Annotated in this window: 14 protein-coding genes; 8 read left to right on the top strand and 6 right to left on the bottom strand. The window is 72.2% G+C overall.

Annotated features, from left to right (window positions below; all coding sequences use genetic code 11):
- Positions 1-2: 2 nt before the first annotated feature.
- The 3 genes from sucB to ACETWP_RS01970 all read right to left on the bottom strand — a co-directional run bounded on the left by sucB (position 3) and on the right by ACETWP_RS01970 (position 5,030).
- Positions 3-1,769, bottom strand: coding sequence for a 2-oxoglutarate dehydrogenase, E2 component, dihydrolipoamide succinyltransferase (sucB, locus tag ACETWP_RS01980; RefSeq protein ID WP_373970501.1), 1,767 nt, complete (start codon positions 1,767-1,769; stop codon positions 3-5).
- A 143-nt stretch (positions 1,770-1,912) separates the two neighbouring features.
- A complete protein-coding gene (gene lpdA, locus ACETWP_RS01975; protein ID WP_373970500.1) occupies positions 1,913-3,292 on the bottom strand; it encodes a dihydrolipoyl dehydrogenase in 1,380 nt (459 codons plus the stop codon).
- Positions 3,293-3,500: 208 nt separating this feature from the next.
- On the bottom strand, positions 3,501-5,030 hold the full coding sequence (locus ACETWP_RS01970; protein ID WP_373970499.1) for a leucyl aminopeptidase: 1,530 nt from the start codon (positions 5,028-5,030) through the stop codon (positions 3,501-3,503).
- Positions 5,031-5,233: 203 nt separating this feature from the next.
- Between ACETWP_RS01970 and ACETWP_RS01965 the strand changes: the two genes are divergently transcribed.
- From ACETWP_RS01965 to ACETWP_RS01950, 4 genes are all read left to right on the top strand, one after another.
- Positions 5,234-6,169 (top strand): proteasome assembly chaperone family protein, encoded by a 936-nt coding sequence (locus tag ACETWP_RS01965; RefSeq protein WP_373970498.1) that lies wholly within the window; start codon positions 5,234-5,236, stop codon positions 6,167-6,169.
- A gap of 17 nt (positions 6,170-6,186) precedes the next feature.
- A complete protein-coding gene (locus tag ACETWP_RS01960; RefSeq protein WP_373970580.1) occupies positions 6,187-7,521 on the top strand; it encodes an MFS transporter in 1,335 nt (444 codons plus the stop codon).
- A 122-nt stretch (positions 7,522-7,643) separates the two neighbouring features.
- Positions 7,644-8,771 carry a DUF4192 domain-containing protein gene (locus ACETWP_RS01955; protein WP_373970497.1) on the top strand — a complete coding sequence of 376 codons (1,128 nt, stop codon included), beginning with the start codon at positions 7,644-7,646 and terminating at the stop codon, positions 8,769-8,771.
- 240 nt (positions 8,772-9,011) lie between these two features.
- On the top strand, positions 9,012-10,325 hold the full coding sequence (locus ACETWP_RS01950; RefSeq protein WP_373970496.1) for an RNA polymerase sigma factor: 1,314 nt from the start codon (positions 9,012-9,014) through the stop codon (positions 10,323-10,325).
- 209 nt (positions 10,326-10,534) lie between these two features.
- On the opposite strand, the gene ACETWP_RS01945 is transcribed toward ACETWP_RS01950, so the two are convergent.
- Positions 10,535-10,762, bottom strand: coding sequence for a DUF7455 domain-containing protein (locus tag ACETWP_RS01945; RefSeq protein WP_373970495.1), 228 nt, complete (start codon positions 10,760-10,762; stop codon positions 10,535-10,537).
- A gap of 257 nt (positions 10,763-11,019) precedes the next feature.
- Here ACETWP_RS01945 and ACETWP_RS01940 point away from each other — a divergent pair, with 257 nt between their 5' ends.
- Positions 11,020-13,125, top strand: coding sequence for a DNA gyrase/topoisomerase IV subunit B (locus tag ACETWP_RS01940; protein WP_373970494.1), 2,106 nt, complete (start codon positions 11,020-11,022; stop codon positions 13,123-13,125).
- Positions 13,126-13,176: 51 nt separating this feature from the next.
- Here the strand turns inward: ACETWP_RS01940 and ACETWP_RS01935 are convergent, their stop codons facing one another.
- A complete protein-coding gene (locus ACETWP_RS01935) occupies positions 13,177-14,109 on the bottom strand; it encodes a M56 family metallopeptidase (RefSeq protein ID WP_373970493.1) in 933 nt (310 codons plus the stop codon).
- A gap of 27 nt (positions 14,110-14,136) precedes the next feature.
- On the bottom strand, positions 14,137-14,514 hold the full coding sequence (locus ACETWP_RS01930; RefSeq protein ID WP_373970492.1) for a BlaI/MecI/CopY family transcriptional regulator: 378 nt from the start codon (positions 14,512-14,514) through the stop codon (positions 14,137-14,139).
- A 196-nt stretch (positions 14,515-14,710) separates the two neighbouring features.
- Here ACETWP_RS01930 and ACETWP_RS01925 point away from each other — a divergent pair, with 196 nt between their 5' ends.
- Genes ACETWP_RS01925 through cydC form a run of 3 tightly spaced genes read left to right on the top strand, consistent with a single transcriptional unit; the run spans position 14,711 to position 20,929 of the window.
- Positions 14,711-16,288 (top strand): cytochrome ubiquinol oxidase subunit I, encoded by a 1,578-nt coding sequence (locus ACETWP_RS01925; RefSeq protein ID WP_373970491.1) that lies wholly within the window; start codon positions 14,711-14,713, stop codon positions 16,286-16,288.
- A gap of 12 nt (positions 16,289-16,300) precedes the next feature.
- A complete protein-coding gene (gene cydB, locus ACETWP_RS01920) occupies positions 16,301-17,323 on the top strand; it encodes a cytochrome d ubiquinol oxidase subunit II (RefSeq protein WP_373970490.1) in 1,023 nt (340 codons plus the stop codon).
- 6 nt (positions 17,324-17,329) lie between these two features.
- A complete protein-coding gene (cydC, locus tag ACETWP_RS01915) occupies positions 17,330-20,929 on the top strand; it encodes a thiol reductant ABC exporter subunit CydC (RefSeq protein ID WP_373970489.1) in 3,600 nt (1,199 codons plus the stop codon).
- Positions 20,930-20,949 lie beyond the last annotated feature (20 nt).

The following is a 20,949-nucleotide window of genomic DNA, read 5'->3' as shown; positions in this document are numbered from 1 at the left end:
TCCTAGAGCCCGAGCTCGGACTCGAAGGCGCCCTCCTCGAGCCGCGCCCGCAGGGTCTGCAGGAAGCGGCCGGCGTCGGCGCCGTCGACCAGGCGGTGGTCGTACGTCAGCGACAGGTACATCATGTGGCGGATCGCGATCGTGTCGTCGCCCTCGTCGTTGGTGACCACGACGGCGCGCTTCACGATCGCGCCGGTGCCGAGGATCGCCACCTGGGGCTGGTTGATGATCGGCGTGTCGAACAGCGCGCCGACCGAGCCGATGTTGGTGATCGAGAACGTTCCGCCGGAGAGCTCGTCGGGGGAGATCTTGTTGTCCCGCGTGCGCTTGGCGACGTCGGCGATCTTCCCCGCGATGCCGGCGAGGCTGAGGTCGCCCGCGTCGGAGATGACCGGCACCAGCAGGCCCTTGTCCGTGTCCACGGCGATCGCCAGGTGCTCGGCGCTGTGGTACGTGATCTCCTGCTTTTCCTCGTTGTACTCGCCGTTCAGCTTCGGGTGCTGCTTCAGCGCCTCGGCCACGGCCTTGGCGATGAAGGGCAGGAACGTCAGCTTGGTGCCGTTCGTGGCCGCGAAGGAATCCTTGGCCTTCGAGCGCAGCTTGGCGACGCGGGTCATGTCGACCTCGTGGACCTGCGTCAGCTGGGTCGAGATGTCCAGCGACTCGCGCATGCGGCGGGCGATGACCTGGCGGATCCGCGGGGCCTTTTGCACCGTCCCGCGCAGGTTCGACGCCGGTGCCGCCGACGGTGCGGCCTTGGCCGGGGCGGACGACGGCGCCGGGGCGGAAGGTGCCGGGGCGGAGGCCTTTTCGGCGGCCTCGATGACGTCCTGCTTGCGGATGCGGCCGCCGACGCCGGTGCCCGTCACGGTGGACAGGTCGACGTTGTTCTGGGCCGCCAAGCGGCGCACCAGCGGCGTGACGTAGCCGTCGCTCGCGGGGGCGGACTCGGCCTTCGGTGCCTCTTCCTTCGGGGCTTCTTCCTTTGGTGCCTCCTGCTTCGGTGCCTCCTGCTTGGGGGCTTCTTCCTTGGGTGCCTCTTGCTTCGGGGCTTCTTCCTTCGGTGCCTCTTGCTTCGGCGCTTCCTGCTTCGGAGCCTCGTCCTTCGCCGCGGGAGCTCCCGAACCGACGATCGCCAGGACGGATCCGACCTCCGCGGTCTCGTCCTCGCCGACGCGGATCTCCAGCAGCGTTCCCGCCACGGGGGAGGGGATCTCGGTATCGACCTTGTCGGTGGAGACCTCCAACAGCGGCTCGTCGACGGCCACCTCGTCGCCGATGGCCTTCAGCCAGCGCGTGACGGTTCCCTCCGTGACGGACTCGCCCAGGGCGGGAAGGGTCACCTCGGCGCCCTCGCCTCCGGTCGACTCGGACTTCGGGGCCTCCGCGGCGGTGGCCTCTTCCCCGGGCTCCTGCTCCGTGGAGGGCTCGGCGACGGGCTTCTCCCCGGCGGCGTCCTCCTCGGCGGCCTCAGCGGGCTCGGCCGCGCTCTCGTCGGCCGACGGCGATTCGTCGCCGCCGCCGGAGCCCGCGCCGTCGCCGATGCGCACGAGCGGCGCCCCGACGTCGGCGGTCTCGTCCTCGGCCACGAGGATCTCCTCGATCACGCCGGCCACCGGCGAGGGGATCTCGGTGTCGACCTTGTCGGTGGACACCTCGAGCAGCGGCTCGTCGACCTCGACGCGGTCGCCGACCTGCTTGAGCCAGCGCGTCACGGTACCTTCGGTGACACTCTCACCGAGGGCTGGCAAGTTCACGGTTTCAGACATGGCGTCCCCGTTCTCCTAAAGCTATGTATCTGGTCTGCGGCGGCCGGCGGCGTTGCTGGAGCGGCCTGTGGAATTCGTGTTCGAGCTTAGTGCAACGAGGTCCGGCCCTTGGCAGGCCGGACCTTTGTTGCGGCGCGGGGACGCTAGCCGTGGAGCGGCTTGCCCGCGAGGGCGAGCGCGGTCTCGCCGAGCGCCTCGTTCTGCGTCGGGTGCGCGTGGACGAGCTGGGCGACGTCCTCGGGGTAGGCCTCCCAGTTCACGATCAGCTGCGCCTCGCCGACCTGCTCGCCGATGCGGCTGCCGATGCCGTGCACGCCGACGATCGGGCCGTCCTTGACGCGGACCATCTTGATGATCCCCGCGGTGCCCAGGATGGAGCTCTTGCCGTTGCCGGCGAGGTTGTACTCCTGGATCTCGACCTGGTCGGCGCCGAACTTCTCCTTGGCCTTCGGCTCGGTGTAGCCGACCGACATGATCTCCGGCTCGCAGTAGGTGACCTTCGGGATGTTGATGTCCTCGACGACCACGGGGTTCTTGCCGGCGATCTCCTCGGCCACGAAGATTCCCTGCTGGTATCCGCGGTGGGCCAGCTGGAGGCCCGGCACGATGTCGCCGATCGCGTAGATGTTGCCGACGCCGGTGTGCAGGCGCTCGTTGGCGATGACGAAGCCGCGGTCCACGGTGACGCCCTGCTCCTCGAAGCCCAGTCCCTCGGTGACCGGGCCGCGGCCGACCGCCACGAGGACGATGTCGGCCTCGAGGACCTTGCCGTCGGCCAGGGTGACCTTCGCTCCGTTGTCGTCCTGCTCGACCTTCTCGAAGAACACGCCCGTGTTGAAGTTGATGCCGCGCTTCTTGAAGGTGCGCTCGAGGATCTTGATGATCGACGGGTCCTCGTTCGGCACCAGGCTGGGCAGGCCCTCGACAATCGTGACGTCGACGCCGAACGACTTCCACACGGAGGCGAACTCGACGCCGATGACGCCGCCGCCGAGCACGATCGCGCTCTTCGGGATGGTCTCCATGTTCAGCGCCTCGGTGGACGTCAGGACGCGGCCGCCGATCTCCAGGCCCATGGTCTTGGAGGTCGACCCCGTGGCGAGCACGATGTTCTTGCCCGTGTAGCGGGTGCCGTCGACGTCGATGGCATTCGGGCCGACGAGGCGTCCGTTGCCCTCGATGACGTTGATCTTCTTCATCTTCAGCAGCCCGGTGAGGCCCTTGAACTTGCCGGCGACGATGCCGTCCTTGTAGCTGCGCACCGCGGCCATGTCGATGGACTCGAGCGAGGTGTTGACGCCATACTTGGCGCTTTCCCGTGCGCTGTCGGCGAGCTCGGCGGAGTGCAGGTAGGCCTTGGTCGGGATGCAGCCCGTGTGGAGGCAGGTGCCGCCGAGCTTGGCCTTCTCCACCAGGCCGACAGTGAGGCCCAGCTGCACGGAGCGGAGCGCTGCCGAATAGCCGGCGCTTCCGCCGCCGAGGATCAGGACGTCGAATTCTTGCGTTGTTGCCGCTTCGGCCACGTGAACGCTCCTCGCGTGTGATGATGTGGCCCCCGGCGCGGGGGCCTTCCTTGGGTGCTCCGGCCGCGGCGGATGATCCCGCGCCGGTCCTGCCTAGTGATCTATCTGGTTCACCTTAGCCCGATGGGTGGCGCGGAGCCACACGGCGTGACCGAGCCCGTAGGGGCCCGTGACCAGCGTCACCGCGGGCCCCGCGCCGGCCCTCCCGCTACCGGGCGGCCAGCTCTTCGGCGTAGGCCAGCAACGTCCTGAGGGTCGAGCCCGTCGCGTTCTTCGGCGTGTAGCCGTAGGCGGCTCCGTCATTGAAGGCCGGGCCGGCGATGTCCAGGTGGGCCCACGGGATCTTCCGGCCGTCCACCTCTCCCACGAATTCGCGAAGGAACACGGCGGCGGTCATCATGCCGCCGTGCCGCTCGCCGATGTTCGCCAGATCGGCCACCTGCGAGTCGATCGAGGGGCGCAGCTCCTCGGGCAGCGGCATCGGCCACGCCGTCTCGCCCGCGCGGTCCGACGCCGCCTTCAGCGCGTCGCGGACCTCGTCGTCGCCCATGATGCCGGCAGTGCGGTTGCCCAGTGCGATCAGCTGGGCCCCCGTCAGCGTGGCGACATCGATGACCACGTCCGGCTTGTCCTCCGCGGCCGCCACAAGCCCGTCGGCCATCACCAGGCGGCCCTCCGCGTCGGTATTCAGGATCTCCACGGTCTTGCCCCCGAACATGGTCACCACGTCGCCGGGGCGGGACGCCGAGCCGGAGGGCATGTTCTCCGCCAGACACAGCCACGCGGTCGCCCGGACGGGCAGGCCGAGCTCGGCGATCGCGAGCACGGCCTGCAGGACCGTCGCGGCGCCGGCCATGTCCGACTTCATCTGGTGCATGTTCGCGGCCGGCTTCAGGGAGATGCCGCCGGTGTCGAACGTGATGCCCTTGCCGACGAGGGCCACGTGCGCCTCCGCCCGCGCGGGGGAGTAGTCGACCTTGACCAGGCGCGGCGGGCGGGACGAGCCGCGGCCGACGCCCATGAGGCCGCCGTAGCCGTCCTTCTCGAGCCGCTTCTCGTCCAGCACCGTCACCTTGACCGGGAGCGGCTTGGCGGCGTCGCGGGCCGCCTGTGCGAAGGATTCCGGATACAGCACGTTCGGGGCGGTGTTGACGAGGTCGCGAACCCCGCGCACGGCCCGGCCGACGACGGCGGCGCGCTTGAGCGCGGCGGGGAGGGCGCGGTCCGTGGACGCGGCGGTCGCGACGACGGCCTCGGTCAGCGGGCCCTTCTCGGCGGCGTTGGACTTCGACCGGTGGCTGCCGAACGAATAGGCACCGAGCGCCACGCCCTCGGCCACCGCGGCCGCGGCCTCGACGGTCGGCGCGGGCAGGGCGAACACGACGCGGGACAGGCCGGTCAGCTGACGGGCCGCGGAACCCGCGGCGCGACGCAGGGCCTCCGTGCCGACGAGCTCGCCGTCCACCGGGCCGAGGCCGGTGAGCACGAGCACGCCCGCCTTGATGCTGTCCGTCGCGGGGAGGCGCCGCACCTCGTCGGCGGCGCCGGTCAGCCCCAGGGCCCCCAGGCTGGCCTCCAGGGCGTCCGTTTCGATCTGCGGGAGCGGGGAGCCGACCAGGCGGGGAACCGCCCGGTCGCCCGAGGTGTCGCGGGCGACGCCGATGACCAAGGCGTCGGCGGTGACGCGCTTGATGTCGGCGGAGACGGCTGTCAGCTTCAGTTCGCTGGCGTTGATCACGGAACCTGTCCTTAATGCGGCGGGCGGGGATGCGCGTCCGCCGCGGTTGACTGCGGGATGACGGTGTCGATCCTCCGATCGTAGTCGTCCGCGCGGCGCCGGGCCCGGGCGGCGCGGATAGACTGGTCCGGGTGCCCGGGAAGCAATTCGGGGCACCCGGTGGTTAACACCGTGGAACGCACGCAGACCTGGAAGGAGACGCCATGCTCGATCCGCTGTCCCTCGTCAGGCTGAACGACGGGGTGGTCGACGACGCCGGCCTCCAGGGCCTGGGCCTGGTCGTCGCGCTGGACGGGCACGCCGACGCCGGGCGCGCCATCCGGCAAGTCCGCGCGGAACTGCTGGATACCCTGGATCCGGTCCTGGTCGCCACCTTCGACGCCGACCAGCTCGTCGACTACCGCTCGCGCAGGCCCCAGGTCTCGTTCCTCGGCGACCACTTCGCCGACTACCAGGCCCCCCGCATCGAACTCTTCCGGCTGACGGACGGCCTCGGCAAGGACTTCCTGCTGCTGACCGGCCCCGAGCCCGACCTGCAGTGGGAGCGGTTCGCGTCCTCGGTGGTCCTCCTCGCCGGGTCCCTGAACGTGCGTCTGGCCGCCTCCTTCGGCGCGGTGCCCATGCCCGTGCCGCACACGCGCCGGCTCGGCGTCACCGTGCACGGGAACCGGCCGGACCTGGGCGAGGGGATCTCGACGTGGAACCCCACCGCCGAGGTGCCGGCCTCCGCGCCGCAGCTCGTCGAGATGCGGCTGATCGAGGCCGGCCGCGACGCCGTCGGCTACTCGCTGCACGTGCCCCACTACCTCGCCGACGCCGAATACCCGCAGGCCGCCGTCGCGGCCCTCGAGTTCCTCGGCGCGGCGCTGGGTCTCGGGCTGCCCACGGACCGGCTCCGCGAGGCCGCGCGGCGCATCGAGGGCGAGATCGACGCCCAGGTCGCCGGCTCCGAGGACATCCAGCGCATGGTGTCCCGCTTCGAGGAGCGGTTCGACGACCACGTGCCGGACACCGAGCGCCGGTCGCTGCTCCTGGACCCGAACGACGACGTGCCCGACGGCGAGGACATCGCCTCGGCGGCGGAGGCCTTCCTGTCGGGGCGGGCGCCCGAAGGCGGCCCCGACGAGACCGGCGGGTGAGCGCCCGAACCCTGGGCCTGGACTCCGCACGGTCATGGTGGGTGTGGGCGGCCAGCGTCGTCGCCTACCTCATCGCGGTCACGCAGCGCACGAGCTTCGGCGTGGCCGGACTGCAGGCCACCGAGCGGTTCGACGCCACGGCCTCGGTCCTGGCAATGTTCAGCGTGGTACAGCTCGTCGTCTACGCGGGTCTCCAGATTCCCGTGGGCCTGATGATCGACCGGTGGGGGCCCCGGCAGATGATCGCCTCCGGCGCCGTCCTCATGGTCGTCGGACAGGCCCTCCTCGCGCTGGCCGCGTCGGTGCCGGCCGGACTCGTCGGACGGTTCTTCGTCGGGGCCGGCGACGCGATGACCTTCGTGTCGGTCATCCGCCTGCTCCCGGCCTGGTTCTCGGGGTACAGGATTCCGATGCTCACGCAGTTCACGGGGATGATCGGGCAGTTGGGGCAGCTCCTCAGCCTCGTGCCGTTCGCGGCGCTCCTGCTCTGGGCGGGCTGGTCCAACGCCTTCCTCTCGCTCGCCGCGCTCGGGGTGCTCGCGCTGGGGCTCGCCCTCGTCGCGATCCGCAACCAGCCGGGCCCGCGCCCCGCCGCCCCGCCGGGCACGCGCCCGAAGACCCTGGCCATGCTGGCCGGCGCGTGGCGCGAACCCGGGACCCGCCTGGGTTTCTGGACGCACTTTTCCACCCAGTTCAGCGCCAACGTCTTCCTGCTGGCCTGGGGCTACCCGTTCCTCGTCTCCGGCCAGGGGCTGGAGCCCTCGCTGGCCTCCGGGCTGATGACCATCTTCGTCGCGGTCGCGTTGTTGTTCGGTCCCTTCTTCGGCGGCGCCGTCTCGCGGTACCCGTTGCGGCGTTCCACGCTGGCCTTCGGGATCGTGTTCGGCATCGTCGTCGGCTGGCTGGCGGTGCTCCTGTGGCCCGGCCGCGCGCCCCTGTGGCTGCTGGTGGTGCTGATCGTGCTGGTGGCCATCGGCGGGCCGGGATCGATGATCGGCTTCGATTTCGCCCGGACCTTCAACCCGCCGAACATCACCGGGACGGCGACCGGGATCGTCAACGTCGGCGGGTTCTTCGCGGCGCTGGTCTCGGTCTCCGCGATCGGCCTCCTCCTGGACGTGCAGCACGCCGCCGCCGGCGGCGAGGGCGACCTGTACACCCTGGATGCGTTCCGGTGGGCGCTGGCCTTCCAGTTCCTCCCGCTCGCCGTCGGCGCGTGGGGCATGCTCAGCTCGCGGCGCGCCGCCCGCGCCGCCATGGCCCGGCGGGGCATCATCGTTCCGCCGCTGCTGGGATCCATCGCCCGCCGGGCCCGCCGGGCGCGGCGGGGCCGCCGCGACCCGGAGTCCTAGCCGGCGCCGGGCCCGCGGCGCACGGCCGCTCCCCAGGCGGCGCCGGCGGCCCGGACGGCGACGTTGTCCACAACGGGGCCGCGGCGCTGGCGGGCGGTCGCGCCACGGCGGAGGCTGGCAACATGACAGCCCCACCGAAACAGCTTTCCGTTGCCGACGCCGAGGGCGTCCTGTCCGTCGTCCCGCACACCCTGGGCTTCCATCCGCGCGAGAGCCTCGTCGTGCTGATCATCGCCGGCACCGTGCTCTCCGCCACCTTGCGCGTGGACCTGCCGGAGAAGGATCCGCCCGACTCCGACGCCGCCTCCGCCCACGCCGGCACGGTGGCCCGCTACGTCCGCGAGCTCCCGGGGGCGACCGGGGCGTTCCTCGTGGCGTACTCCGGGCGGGAACCGGACGTCCGTTCCCCCTACTTCCGGCTGGTTCTCGCGCTCGCCTCGACGCTCCGCCGGGGCGGAATCTCCGTGCCCGACGCTTGGTACGTCGGGCCGACGGGATGGCGGAGCTACTTCTGCCCGGACGGGGACTGCTGCCCGCCGGGAGGACATCCGCTGGAGAGCGTCTGGCTCTCCGACGCGAACCTCGACCTGGTCCTCGGGGGCAGCAGCCCCCGGCGCGGGCACTGGGACGGATCCCCCGTGCGGGTGTGGAAACAGCGGGACGCGGTCCGCGCGGCCGTCGCGGCGGCACTCGCCGGACGGGGCCCCCGCGCGCCGGAGTTGCTGGAGCGGTGGTGCGCCGCCCTCGTCGGGGACCCGGAGGCGACGTTGGAGCGGCTGCGTTCGGACCCGGTGGCGGCGGGGACGCTACTGGCCGGACTGCGCACCCTGCCGGTCCGGGACGCGCTGCCGTTCGCGGCGGGCGTGTCCGGAGCCGCCGCGCTGGCGGCCGTCGCCGACATCGAGGGCGGGGTCCAAGACGGACCGGCTGCGCGGCAGCTCGGACGGTTCCTGCTGGGCGACTCCCGCTCCGCGCCCGACTGGCGCCGGCTGGACCTCTTGTGGGAAGTCGGTCGGGAGCTGCTGGGCGCCGCGGACGGTGCGGACCGCAGCGCGCTGCTGTGCGTGCTGGCCTGGGTCGAGTGGGCGCGCGGGCGCAGCAGCCCGGCCGCCGTGCTTTTGGAGGCGTGCCTGCGTGCGGACCCCGGTCACGCGCTGGCCCGCGGACTGCTGGCGTTCGTCGGACGCGGCGTACTGCCCGGCTGGGCGCGGGACCCCGCCACCTCCTGGCACCGCTTCGGCGCCCCGTGATGCCCCGGCCCGCGGAACGTGAGAGACTGGTACCCGCAGACCCGGTTGGGTCCGTGTCCTTGGGCCGCATCAGCGGACCCGTTCAGCCCTTTGCGGGGCGGGAACAAAAGGTCGGCAGCAGGCGTTCCATGTACCGGACCCTGCTACCGGACCCGTCGTGCGACGGGACTCGGACTTGACAGGGTCATAGTGGTGTTACCCGAGGGGTACGCCGCGGACGATCCGTCAGAAAGGTATTTCGTGCCAGCTTCCGATTCGAGCTCACAGGCCAGTTCCCTCCAGGCCAACAAGCCCGCCGCCGCGGCAACCACCACCCTCGAGGCCGACGCGGCCGAGCTGACGCCGCAGCAGAAGGCGGCGAAGACGCGGGCGCGCAACAAGGCCGCGAAGGACGCCGCGACCGCGGCCGGAACCCCGGTGGAGCCGCCCGCCGCCAAGAAGCGCGCCACCAAACCCGCCGAGGAGCCCGAGGCCGACCTCGCCACCCAGGGCAGCGACGCCGTCGCGGACATCCCGGGCGACGGGCCGGACGCCGAGGATGTCGACCCGGCCGCCGTCCCCGCCCCCGAGGAGGAGGCGCGCGGATTCGTCATCAGGCCCGACGAGGACGACGCTCCCCAGCAGCAGGTCCTCGTCGCCGGCGCCACCGCCGACCCCGTGAAGGACTACCTGAAGCAGATCGGCAAGGTCGCGCTGCTCAACGCCGAGCAGGAAGTCGACCTCGCGCTGCGCATCGAGGCCGGGCTGTACGCCACCGAGAAGCTCGCCGCCGCGGGCGAGGACATGGACAAGCGCCTGAAGTGGGATCTGGAGCAGATCGTCCACGACGGAAAGATCGCCAAGAACCACCTGCTCGAGGCGAACCTCCGTCTCGTCGTCTCGCTGGCCAAGCGCTACACGGGCCGCGGCATGCTGTTCCTGGACCTGATCCAGGAGGGAAACCTCGGGCTCATCCGCGCGGTCGAGAAGTTCGACTACACCAAGGGCTTCAAGTTCTCCACCTACGCCACGTGGTGGATCCGCCAGGCGATCACCCGTGCCATGGCCGATCAGGCGCGCACCATCCGCATCCCGGTCCACATGGTCGAGGTCATCAACAAGCTGGCCCGCGTCCAGCGCCAGATGCTCCAGGACCTCGGCCGCGAACCGACCCCGGACGAGCTCGCCCAGGAACTGGACATGACTCCCGAGAAGGTCGTCGAGGTCCAGAAGTACGGGCGGGAGCCCATCTCGCTGCACACGCCCCTGGGCGAGGACGGCGATTCCGAGTTCGGCGACCTCATCGAGGACTCCGAGGCGGTCGTCCCCGCCGACGCGGTCAGCTTCACGCTGCTGCAGGAGCAGCTGCACTCGGTGCTGGACACCCTGTCCGAGCGCGAGGCCGGCGTCGTGGCCATGCGCTTCGGCCTGACCGACGGGCAGCCGAAGACCCTGGACGAAATCGGCAAGGTCTACGGCGTGACCCGCGAGCGGATCCGTCAGATCGAGTCGAAGACGATGTCCAAGCTGCGCCACCCCTCCCGCTCCCAGGTGCTGCGCGACTACCTGGACTAGGCCCCGCGGCGCCGCGGCGCCGCGGCGCCGCCCACGGAGGGCCGCTTCCCGTGCGGGGAAGCGGCCCTCCTTTCGTGCGTCCGGGGGCCATTGGATCCGGGGGTTGTCGCCCCGGGCGACCGCCGTATCGGGTGACGGGGCGACCGCCCAGCGGACGACGAGGGCCCCGGCGGTGGTCCGCCGGGGCCCTGCTCAAAGCCGTATCGAGGCTAGTCGTCTTCGCTGTAGACGGGCTTCTCGTGGAGCCGGCCCGTCTCGTCGTGCCATTCCGTGGTGAGGGGGCGAAGCTTCGGTTCGACCGCGCGGGCATGGTGTCCGCAGAAGAGGAGCTCGCCGTTCGATGATCCCAATACCGCGCGGACGTAGGCCTGTGCGCCGCAGCGATCGCAACGGTCCAGAGCGGTGAGTCCGCGAGTTGCCACTGATGTTGCCGTCATGACGACCTCCTTAGTTCTCGTATGATCAATACAACCAGCCGCGGGGTGTATTTCTTCGCTTTCCGGCGCACTTTCGCTCACCGCGTAGCCTCGAACGGGTAACGGCACGGTCGCGTGGGGGTCACGGCGCGGCGGCGTCCCACGTCAGGGGTCCGTGCGTCCGTCGCGGTCCGGCGGCGGGGGAACCCCGAGATGACGCAGCCACGGACTACCGTGGAGGTGGTCCGATTCCCTCGACGACAAGGAGCGCCCCGCCCGTGGCACCGAGTTCTGAATACAACGCCCGGCACCTGTCCGTGCTCGAGGGACTCGAGGCCGTGCGCAAGCGTCCCGGCATGTACATCGGTTCCACCGACTCGCGCGGCCTGATGCACTGCCTGTGGGAGATCATCGACAACTCGGTCGACGAGGCCCTCGCCGGACACGGGCAGAGCATCAAGGTCATCCTGCACCCGGACGGTTCGGTGGAGATCCACGACGACGGCCGCGGCATCCCGGTCGACGCCGAACCCAAGACCGGCCTCTCCGGCGTCGAGGTCGTCTTCACCAAGCTCCACGCCGGCGGCAAGTTCGGCGGAGGGTCGTACACCGCCTCCGGCGGCCTGCACGGCGTCGGCGCCAGCGTCGTCAACGCCCTGTCGGCGCGGCTGGACGTCGAGGTCGACCGCGGCGGCAAGACCTACCGCATGCAGTTCCGGCGGGGCGAGCCCGGCCGCTTCACGGACACCGGCCGGGCGAAGCCGGACGCGCCGTTCGCGCCGTTCGTGGAGAACTCGGTGCTCGACGTCGTCGGCAAGGCCAAGCGCGGCGTCACCGGGACGCGGATCCGCTACTGGGCGGACCGTCAGATCTTCACGCCCGACGCGAAGTTCTCCTACGAGGAGCTGCAGGCGCGCGCCCGCCAGACGTCCTTCCTGGTCCCGGGGCTGAAGATCGACGTCCGCGACGAGCGCCGGCTCCCCGGCACCGCGGGGGAGTCCGGGCCGGTCGAGGAGGTGTTCCACCACGACGGCGGCATTTCGGAGTTCGCGGACTACCTGGCCAACGACCCCGCCGTCACCGACATCTGGCGGATCCAGGGGCAGGGCACGTTCAAGGAATCCGTGCCCGTGTTCGACGCCTCCGGGCGCAGCCACATCACGGACGTGGAGCGCGTCTGCGAGGTCGACATCGCCCTGCGGTGGGGGATCGGGTACGACACCACCCTGCGCAGCTTCGTCAACATCATCGCCACACCCAAGGGCGGCACGCACCAGACCGGCTTCGAGCAGGCGCTGCTGAAGACCTTCCGGAAGTCCGTGGAGGCCAACGCGCGCAAGCTGAAGGCGGGAAACGACAAGATCGAGAAGGACGACGTCACCGCCGGGCTCACCGCGGTCCTGACCGTCCGCCTGGCCGAGCCGCAGTTCGAGGGCCAGACCAAGGAGATCCTGGGGACGTCCGCCGTCCGCCAGATCGTGGCCCGCGTGGTCGAGAAGGAGCTCGGCGCCCGCCTCTCCTCGACGGCCCGCGGGGACAAGGCGCAGGCCGCGCAGTTGCTGGAGAAGGTCGTCAGCGAGATGAAGTCGCGGATCTCCGCGCGCGTCCACAAGGAGACCCAGCGCCGCAAGAGCGCGCTGGAGACCTCCTCGCTGCCGACCAAACTCGCCGACTGCCGCAGCGACGACGTCGAGCGCTCCGAGCTGTTCATCGTCGAGGGCGACAGCGCGCTCGGCACGGCGAAGCTGGCGCGCTCCTCCGACTTCCAGGCCCTGCTGCCGATCCGCGGCAAGATCCTCAACGTCCAGAAGGCCTCCGTCGGCGACATGCTCTCCAATGCGGAGTGCGCCGCGCTCATCCAGGTGGTCGGGGCGGGGTCCGGGCGCAGCTTCGACCTTTCCGCCGCCCGCTACGGCAAGATCGTGCTCATGACCGACGCCGACGTCGACGGCGCGCACATCCGCACGCTCCTGCTGACACTCTTCTTCCGGTACATGCGGCCCATGGTGGAGAACGGGCGTGTCTACGCGGCCGTGCCGCCGCTGCACCGGGTCGAGGTGGTCAACCACGGCGCCAAGGCCAACGAGATGGTCTACACGTACTCCGAGGCCGAGCTGCACCGGGTGCTCAAGTCGCTCGAGGCGAGCGGCAAAAAATACCGGGAACCCATCCAGCGCTACAAGGGCCTCGGCGAGATGGACGCCGAGCAGCTCGCGGAGACGACCATGGACCCGCGGCACCGGACACTGCGACGCGTCAACATCGCCCACGCCGAGGCCGCTGAGCGGGTGTTCGAGCTGCTCATGGGCAGCGACGTCGCCCCGCGCAAGGAGTTCATCGTGTCGGGGGCCGAGCGGCTGGACCGCGAACAGATCGACGCCTAGGCACCTGCCCGCCGGCCCCAGGCGAGGCCCGCGGGGGCGGTGGTGGCGCGCTCAGCCGAGCAGGCCGGGGGCGATCAACAGCGTCGTCGGGGCGCCGATCAGCAGGATCGCCACGGCCAGCACGCAGCCGCGGGCCCCGACGGGCAGCGGGCCGGCGGGGGAGAGCAGCCGACGGAGCCGCCGCGAGGACAGCTCCTCGCCGGGAATCCCGGACTCCGCGGCGGGGGACGTCGCGTCGCCCGTGGCGACGGCGACGAGGGCCCGGAGGAGCGTCGGCGCGGAGACCTGGTGCAGCGCCGTGTCGTCCGCCATCATCTCGATCAGCTCCTGGACGGCGCGCCGGGCCAGCCGCGAGGTGGGCAGCCAGGGCAGCGCCTGGTGCCAGGACTCGAACGCCAGGACCAGCAGGTCGTGCCGCTGTTCCAGGTGTGCGCGCTCGTGCGCGATGACGGCGCGGAGCCCCTCGTCGTCGAGGACGTCGAGCAGGCCGCGCGAGAGCACGGTCAGCGACCCGTTGAAGCCGGGGAGGCAGTACGCCACCGGCGCGTGGTGCTGCAGCACGACGGTTCCCGGGTCCGCCGGCGAGGGATCGCCCAGCAGTGCCAGCAGGCCGCGGTGCCGGGCGCGCTGGCGGCTGACCCGGTAGGTCGTGAGCAGGAGGGTGAACACCAGGTGGGCGCCCAGCAGCAGGGCCGCGCTGAGTGCGAAGACGTGCAAGGGTCCGATGGGGGGCGCGCCGGGCTCGCCCGCCGCGACCCGGGCCAGACCGCCGAGCGCGGCGATCAGGTTGCCGCCCAGGGGTTCCAGCCCCCACACCAGCAGCGCCCCGATCATCGACAGGCCGCCGGCCAGGGCGATCGCCTGCCAGAGCACGAGCGCGGTGAACGGCGACCGCGCCGTCCAGCCCATCCGCGAAAGGACCACGGGGGCCGGCCAGGCCAGCACGATGGCTAGCCCGGCGAGGAGGTAGGAGGCGATCAGCACGGGGGCCGCGACGATTCCGCCGCGGCGCTAGGCGGACTGGTTCTCGTTGAGGATGCGGCGGAGGGCCGCCGCCTCTTCCCCGGAAATGCCCCCGATGAAGCGGGTCAGGACCGCCTCGCGGTCCATCACGTTGCCGAGCGCCTCGTTCATGAGCTCGACCGTGTGTTCCTCGCGGCTGGTCACGGCGCGGTAGCGGTGCGGCCGGGTGTCGCGCTCGCGGGTGACGAGCTGCTTCTTCTCCAGTCGGGCGAGCACCGTGAGCACGGTGGTGACGGCGAGTTCCTTGCCGTCCACGTCTCCGGTGGACTGCGCCAGCAGATCGCGCAGGTCGTTGGCGGTTTGGGCCTGCGTGCTGTCCCACAGCAGGTCCATTACCGCGCGTTCGAGTTCGCCAAGAGTGGCCAATGGGGTTCCTTAGGGTCATGCCGGTCACGGGGAGCAGGCTCTCGCGCGCGGGTCCGCGGCGTGATCGGCCGGCTCCGTCTTCCAATTTACACCGTTTCGACCCGCAGTTCTACATCCAGTAGAAGATAAGTTATTCTACGGACTGTAGAAGTTAGGCGGGCCGTCGGCGGCCCGCCCGCGTCGGGAAGGGAACCCCATGGATCCGCTCGAGATAGCCAGGTGGCAGTTCGGCATCACCACCGTCTACCACTTCCTCATGGTGCCGCTCACGATCGGGCTGGGCCTTCTCGTCGCCGTCCTGCAGACGGCCTGGCACCGCACGGGCAAGCCGGAGTACCTGCGCATGACCAAGTTCTGGGGGAAGCTCTTCCTCATCAACTTCATCATGGGGGTGGCCACCGGGATCGTCCAGGAGTTCCAGTTCGGGATGGCCTGGAGCGAGTACAGCCGGTTCGTGGGCGACGTCTTCGGCGCCCCGCTGGCCATGGAGGCGCTGCTCGCGTTCTTCGTGGAGTCGACGTTCCTCGGGCTGTGGATCTTCGGCTGGGACCGGCTGCCGAAGGCGGTCCACCTGGGCTGCATCTGGGCCGCGTCGCTGGCCACCATCCTCTCCGCCTACTTCATCCTCGTCGCGAACTCCTGGATGCAGCACCCGGTCGGCGTGGAACTCGTGGACGGCCGCGCCGTGATGACCGATGCCTGGGCGGTCTTCACCAACAACACCGCCCTCGTGACCTTCCCGCACACCGTGTTCGGCGCCTTCTCCGTCGCGGGCGCCTTCCTGCTGGGCATCTCCTGGTACCACCTGTACCGCCGCAGGGCCTCCGGCATCGACGCGGTCGACCCCGCCGGCCGCGTCGTTGTGGGGGAGGCCCCCGCACTCGGCGCGGGACGCGACCAGACCGACCACGCGGTCTGGCTCAAGTCCCTGCGCCTCGGCGCCGCCGTCGCCATGGTCTCCTTCGCCGGGGTGGCCCTCACCGGGCACACGCAGGCGCAGCTGATGTTCGAGCAGCAGCCCCTGAAGATGGCGGCGGCGGAGGCCGCCTGCCACGACGGCACGGGTTTCTCGGTGCTCGCGGTGGGCAACCTCGGCGGGGGCGGACGCACCACCTGCGACGACGTCGTCGGGGTCTACGAGATCCCGGGCCTGCTGTCCTTCCTGGCCAACAACGACTTCACCACCGAGGTGCGCGGCGTGAACACGCTGTTGCCCGAGTACCAGGAGAAATACGGGACCCACCTGCCCGACGACGCGCTGTACGGCGAGCGCGCGGGGCAGGAGATCGACTACCTGCCGCTCATGGAGGTCACCTACTGGGGCTTCCGGCTGATGATCACCTTCGGCGGGCTCGCCGCGTTCGCGGCGCTGGTCGCGCTCTGGCTGACCCGAAGGGGCACGGTGCCGGACAACAAATGGGTCTCCCGGCTCGCCGTCCTCGGCATCCTGGCGCCCTTCGCCGCGAACTCGGCCGGCTGGATCTTCACCGAAATGGGCCGCCAACCGTTCGTCGTCGTCCCCAACCCCACGTTCGAGGGCATCGACCAGGTCTTCATGTACACCGCCGCCGCGGTCTCCCCGGGCGTCTCGGCCGGGGAGATGGTCTTCTCGCTGGCCGCGCTGTGCCTCGTCTACGGCGCGCTGCTCGTCGTCGAGGTGCGGCTGCTCACGAGGTACGTCCGCGGCGGCGTCCCCTCCGCCATGCCGGAAGCCGCCACGCGCGGCGGCGGCCCGGCCGGCGACGACGGCGACGTGCTCGCCTTCGCCTACTAGATCGAGGACCCCATGGACTTCCTGCCCACCCTCTGGTTCATCATCATCGCCGTCCTGTGGATCGGCTACCTGTTCCTCGAGGGCTTCGACCTCGGCGTCGGCATGCTGATGAAGGTCTTCGCCCGCGGCGAAAGCCAGCGTCGCGTGCTGCTCAACACGGTCGGTCCGGTCTGGGACGGCAACGAGGTGTGGCTGCTCACCGCGGGCGGCGCGACCTTCGCGGCCTTCCCCTACTGGTACGCGTCACTGTTCTCCGCCCTGTACCTGCCGCTCGTGCTGGTGCTCCTGGGCCTGATCTTCCGCGCCGTCGCCTTCGAGTACCGCGGCAAGGCGCACCGCGCGTCCACCCGCGACGCCTGGGACTGGGCGATCGCGCTGGGTTCCTTCACCGCGGCGTTCGGCGTCGGCGCCATGCTGGCCCTCACCACCACGGGCCTGCCGCTGAACGCGAACGGCGACCGCGTGGGCGGGGCCTTCGCGTGGTTCAACGGATACGCGCTCCTCGGGGGCGCGGCCGTGGTGATGTTCTGCCTGGCACACGCCCTGGCGTTTGTCGGTCTCAAGACCGACGGCGACCTGCGCCGCCGCGCCGGGCGCGCGCTGTCCCGGTGGCTCCCGCTGGCGCTGCTGCCGCTCGCCGCGTGGGCGGCCGCCGTCGTCATGGGAGGCGGCAAGGCCTGGACCTGGGCCCTCCTGGCGGCCGCCGCCACGGCCGGGGCCGGCGCATGGCGGTCCGCGCGGGCGGGCCGCGAGGGCTGGACGTTCGTCCTGTCCGGCCTGTTCCTGCTCGCCGGTGCGTCGGCGATCTTCGGCGCGGCCTACCCGAACGTCCTGCCGTCGACGTTGGGGGCGGAATTCAACCTGACCGTGCTGAACGCGTCCTCGTCCCCCTACACGCTGCGCCTCATGAGCTTCGTCGCCGCGTTCGGCGTGCCGCTGGTCCTCGCCTACCAGGCCTGGACGTACTGGGTGTTCCGCCGCCGGTTGTCGGAGACCCACATCCCCGCGCCGCACCCGGTCTCCCCGATCGTCTAGGCGGACATGAAACCAGACATCCCGGACGGAACCGGAACACGCGGGACCCTGGCGCTGCTGGCCGCCCTGGCGGGCGCCAAGGCCGCCGGGATCGTTCTCCTGGCCGACGCCCTGGCCACGGCCATCGCCCACATCGCGGCCGGCGGTGTTGCCGACGCCCAGCGGCTGCTGTGGTGGGGGACCGCCGGAGTGCTGCTGCGCGCCGCTGCCGCCTGGGCCACCGAGCTGGCGGCTCGGCGCGCCGGGCTCGGCGCGAAGGAGACGCTCCGCGCGCGGCTGGTCGCCTCCGCACTGGCCGGGCGTGCCCCGGACCGGGGCGCTGACGCGGGCTCGGCTCGGGGCGTTGACGCGGGCTCGGCTCGGGGCGCTGACGACGGCGCGGGCGTGGCTCCGGTCGGCGCCGCGACACCGCCGACGGGGCACGGGGCGGTCTCCGCGCTGGCCAGCCGCGGGCTGGACGGGCTGGACGACTACTACACGCGCTACCTGCCGGCGTTGGCCACCGCGGCGGTCGTCCCTCCGGTGATCCTGGCCCGGATCCTGCTGGCCGACTGGGTCAGCGCGCTCATCGTGGCCTTGACGCTGCCGCTGGTCCCGGTCTTCATGATCCTCATCGGCCTGCACACCCGGGATCGGATCGCCGCGGCCGCGGCCGGGCTGGACCGGCTGGCGAACCAGCTGATGGAGCTGGCGCAGGGACTGCCCGCGCTCATCGGCCTCCGCCGCGCCCGGAGCCATGGCGAAGCGCTGTCCCGGGTGTCCGACGCCCACCGGGACTCGACGATGGCCACGCTGCGCACGGCGTTCCTGTCCGGGATGGCGCTGGAACTCATCGCCACCATCTCGGTGGCCCTCGTCGCGGTCTTCATCGGCCTGCGGCTCGTCCACGGGACCATGGGGCTCGAGGTGGGGCTCTTCGCCCTGATGCTCGCCCCCGAGTGCTACCTGCCCCTGCGCGCGCTCGGCGCGGCGTTCCACTCCTCGGAGGACGGCGTCGAGGCGCTCCGCCGCGCGCGCGCCTTGCTCGGTACCGGGGCGGTTCCCTGGGCGGAGGCCGTCCCGGGGGCGGCCGACCCGTCGGCCGACGGCCCGGTCCTGCGGGTGCGGGCCCTGGATGTCGCCTACCCCGGGCGCTCCGTCCGCGCCGTCGCGGGGTTTTCCCTGACGCTCCGCGCGGGGGAAACCCACGTTCTGGACGGGCCGAGCGGATCCGGCAAGACGAGCATCCTGCGCGCCGTCGCGGGACGGCTGGCGCCCGGTCCGGACGCCGCCGGTTCGGTCGCCGCCGGGACGGTCGAGGTGGACCGCGCGGCCATCGCGTGGGTGCCGCAGCACCCGGTTTTCTCCGAGGGGACCGTCGAGGAGGAGCTGCTGCTCCACGCCGCACGGACGGCCACGGACCGGGACGTGGAGGCCGCGCTGGCATCGGTCGCGGCCGGGGGGTTGCGTGCGCGGCTCCTGGTGGACTGCAGCCCGGGAGAGCTGCGCCGCGTCGCGGTGGCCCGGGCGCTGATCCGGGTCCGCACGGACCCCGCGGTGCGGCTGCTGCTGGCCGACGAGCCGACCGCGCACCTGGACGCGGCGAGCGCGGCGCGTGTGCGCGCCACGCTCGCCGGCCTGCGCGGGCGGGTGGCCATGCTCGTCGCCAGCCACGATGCGGAGTTGGCCGCGCTGCTGCGCGGCACCGGTCCCGCCGACGCGCGCGAGGCCGCCCCCGGCGTCGGGACCGCCGGATCGCCCGGCGAACGCGGCGCTTCCCCCGCGCCGGCCGCCCCGGCGGCCCCGGACGACCCCTGCGCCGGCACCGGAATCCGCGCGGCGAACGCCACCCGCGCGACCGGCCCCGGAGGGGGACACTGGGCGCTCCTGCGGACCCTGCCGTGGGGGCGGGGCGGCCTGCTGCGCGGGCTCGCGTTCGCCGTCCTGGCGTCCCTGGCCGCCGTCGGGCTGACCGGGGTGTCCGGCTGGCTGATCGTCACGGCCAGCCACCAGCCACCGGTCCTGCACCTGATGGTGGCGATTGTCGGTGTGCGCACGTTCGGAATCGGCCGGGCGGTCCTGAGGTACGCCGAGCGTCTGGCCGTCCACGACGCCGTCCTCCGGTGGGCGGGGATCCTGCGGACCCGGCTGTGGGACGCGTTGTCCACGCGGCCGCAGAACTGGGGGCGGCTCACCCGTTCCGGGGCGGCCCTCAAACATCTTGTCGCCGAGGTCGACGAGGTGCGCGACGCCGTGCCGCGCGTGCTGGTTCCGCCCGTGGCCGGGGTCCTCACCTGGGCGGCGGTCGCCGCCGCGATCGGACTGTGGGCACCCGCGGCGCTTCCGGCCGCGCTCGCCGTCGGCGCCGCGGCCTTCGTGGCGCTTCCGCTGGCGGTGTTGGCCGTCGAGCGCCGCTCCTCGGTCGCGGTGACGGCCCACCGCCTATGGCTCGGCGAACGTGTGCCCACGCTGCTGGCCGCCGCCGCGGACCTCTCCGCGAACGGCGCGGCGCCACGGGCCGCCGAACGCTTCGCGGACCGGGACGCCCGCGCCACCGCGGCCGTGCGCCGCGCCGCGTGGGGCAGTGGCGTCGCGCAGGCGGGGGCCGTGCTCGCGTCCGGTCTCGGTGCCGTCGCCGCGGTGGCCGCGGTCGGCGCCCACTCCGGTGCAGGCGAGGCCGCGGCCGTGGGCGGACTGCTCCTCCTGGCGCTGGCTGAACCCATCGCCGAGACCGCGACCTCGATCCAGGGCATTCCGGCTCTGGACGACGGCCTGCGCCGGATCACCGGCGGCCTCGACGGCGGACCGGCGGACGGCGCGCGGTCGGACCGGGGCGCGGAGGAAGGTGCGGGCGACGGTCCGACTACGGAGGAGGGCGGCGGCCGCGCGGCGGCCCCGCACGCCGCCACCGGGCCCGGTTCCCTGGGTGTGGGCCTGAACGACGTCGGCCTGGGCTGGGGCAACGGACCGGACGTGGTCGCCGGCATCACCGCGCGGGCGGTCCCGGGACGGTGGCTGGCGGTGACCGGGCCGTCCGGCAGCGGGAAGTCCACGGTGTTGGCGTGCCTGCTGGGGGCCCTGCGCCCCCGGGCCGGCCGGCTGGAGGCGCGTTCCGGCGCCGGGGCGTGGCGGGAGGCCGGCCCCGCGGACACGGCGAGGGTCGCGTGGTGCCCGCAGGAGGCGCATCTGTTCGACTCCACGGTGCGTCGCAACGTCTGCCTCGGGCGGGACGCCGGCGACCAGCCGGACGACGACGAGCTGCGCCGCGTGATCGGGCGCGTGGGTCTGGGCGCATGGCTGGCGGGGACGGTGGACGGGCTGGAGACCCGGATCGGCTCCGGCGGCCACCGGCTCTCGGGCGGGCAGCGCCAGCGGCTCGCCGTCGCGCGGGCCCTGCTCGCCCGGGCCGACGTGCTGCTGCTCGACGAGCCGACGGCCCACCTCGGCGACACCGAGGCCGTGGAGCTGATCGCGGACCTGAAGGCCGCTCTGGGTGACAAGGCGGTGGTCCTGGTGACCCACGACGAACGGCTCGAGGCGTATGCCGATGCGGTGCTGCGCCTCGGAGGCCCGGCGGGGAACGCGGCCCCGCCGGAGCCCGCGAGGTCCGGAGGCGTCGGCGCCTGACCGGCCGGCGCCTGACCCGC

It is taken from the genome of Arthrobacter halodurans, assembly GCF_041877255.1.
Classification (GTDB): Bacteria; Actinomycetota; Actinomycetes; order Actinomycetales; family Micrococcaceae; genus Arthrobacter_N; species Arthrobacter_N halodurans.
The sequence above is the reverse complement of the archived record's forward strand: the minus strand, read 5'-3'. Positions and strand labels throughout refer to the sequence as shown.

What these genes read in the sequence shown, in the direction of transcription:
- ACETWP_RS01965 (WP_373970498.1), top strand. Translation starts at nt 5,234, where the DNA reads ATGCTCGATCCGCTGTCCCTCGTCAGGCTGAACGACGGGGTGGTCGAC.
- ACETWP_RS01955 (WP_373970497.1), top strand. Translation starts at nt 7,644, where the DNA reads ATGACAGCCCCACCGAAACAGCTTTCCGTTGCCGACGCCGAGGGCGTC.
- cydC (WP_373970489.1), top strand. Translation starts at nt 17,330, where the DNA reads ATGAAACCAGACATCCCGGACGGAACCGGAACACGCGGGACCCTGGCG.
- cydB (WP_373970490.1), top strand. Translation starts at nt 16,301, where the DNA reads ATGGACTTCCTGCCCACCCTCTGGTTCATCATCATCGCCGTCCTGTGG.
- ACETWP_RS01925 (WP_373970491.1), top strand. Translation starts at nt 14,711, where the DNA reads ATGGATCCGCTCGAGATAGCCAGGTGGCAGTTCGGCATCACCACCGTC.
- sucB (WP_373970501.1), bottom strand. Translation starts at nt 1,769, where the DNA reads ATGTCTGAAACCGTGAACTTGCCAGCCCTCGGTGAGAGTGTCACCGAA.
- ACETWP_RS01945 (WP_373970495.1), bottom strand. Translation starts at nt 10,762, where the DNA reads ATGACGGCAACATCAGTGGCAACTCGCGGACTCACCGCTCTGGACCGT.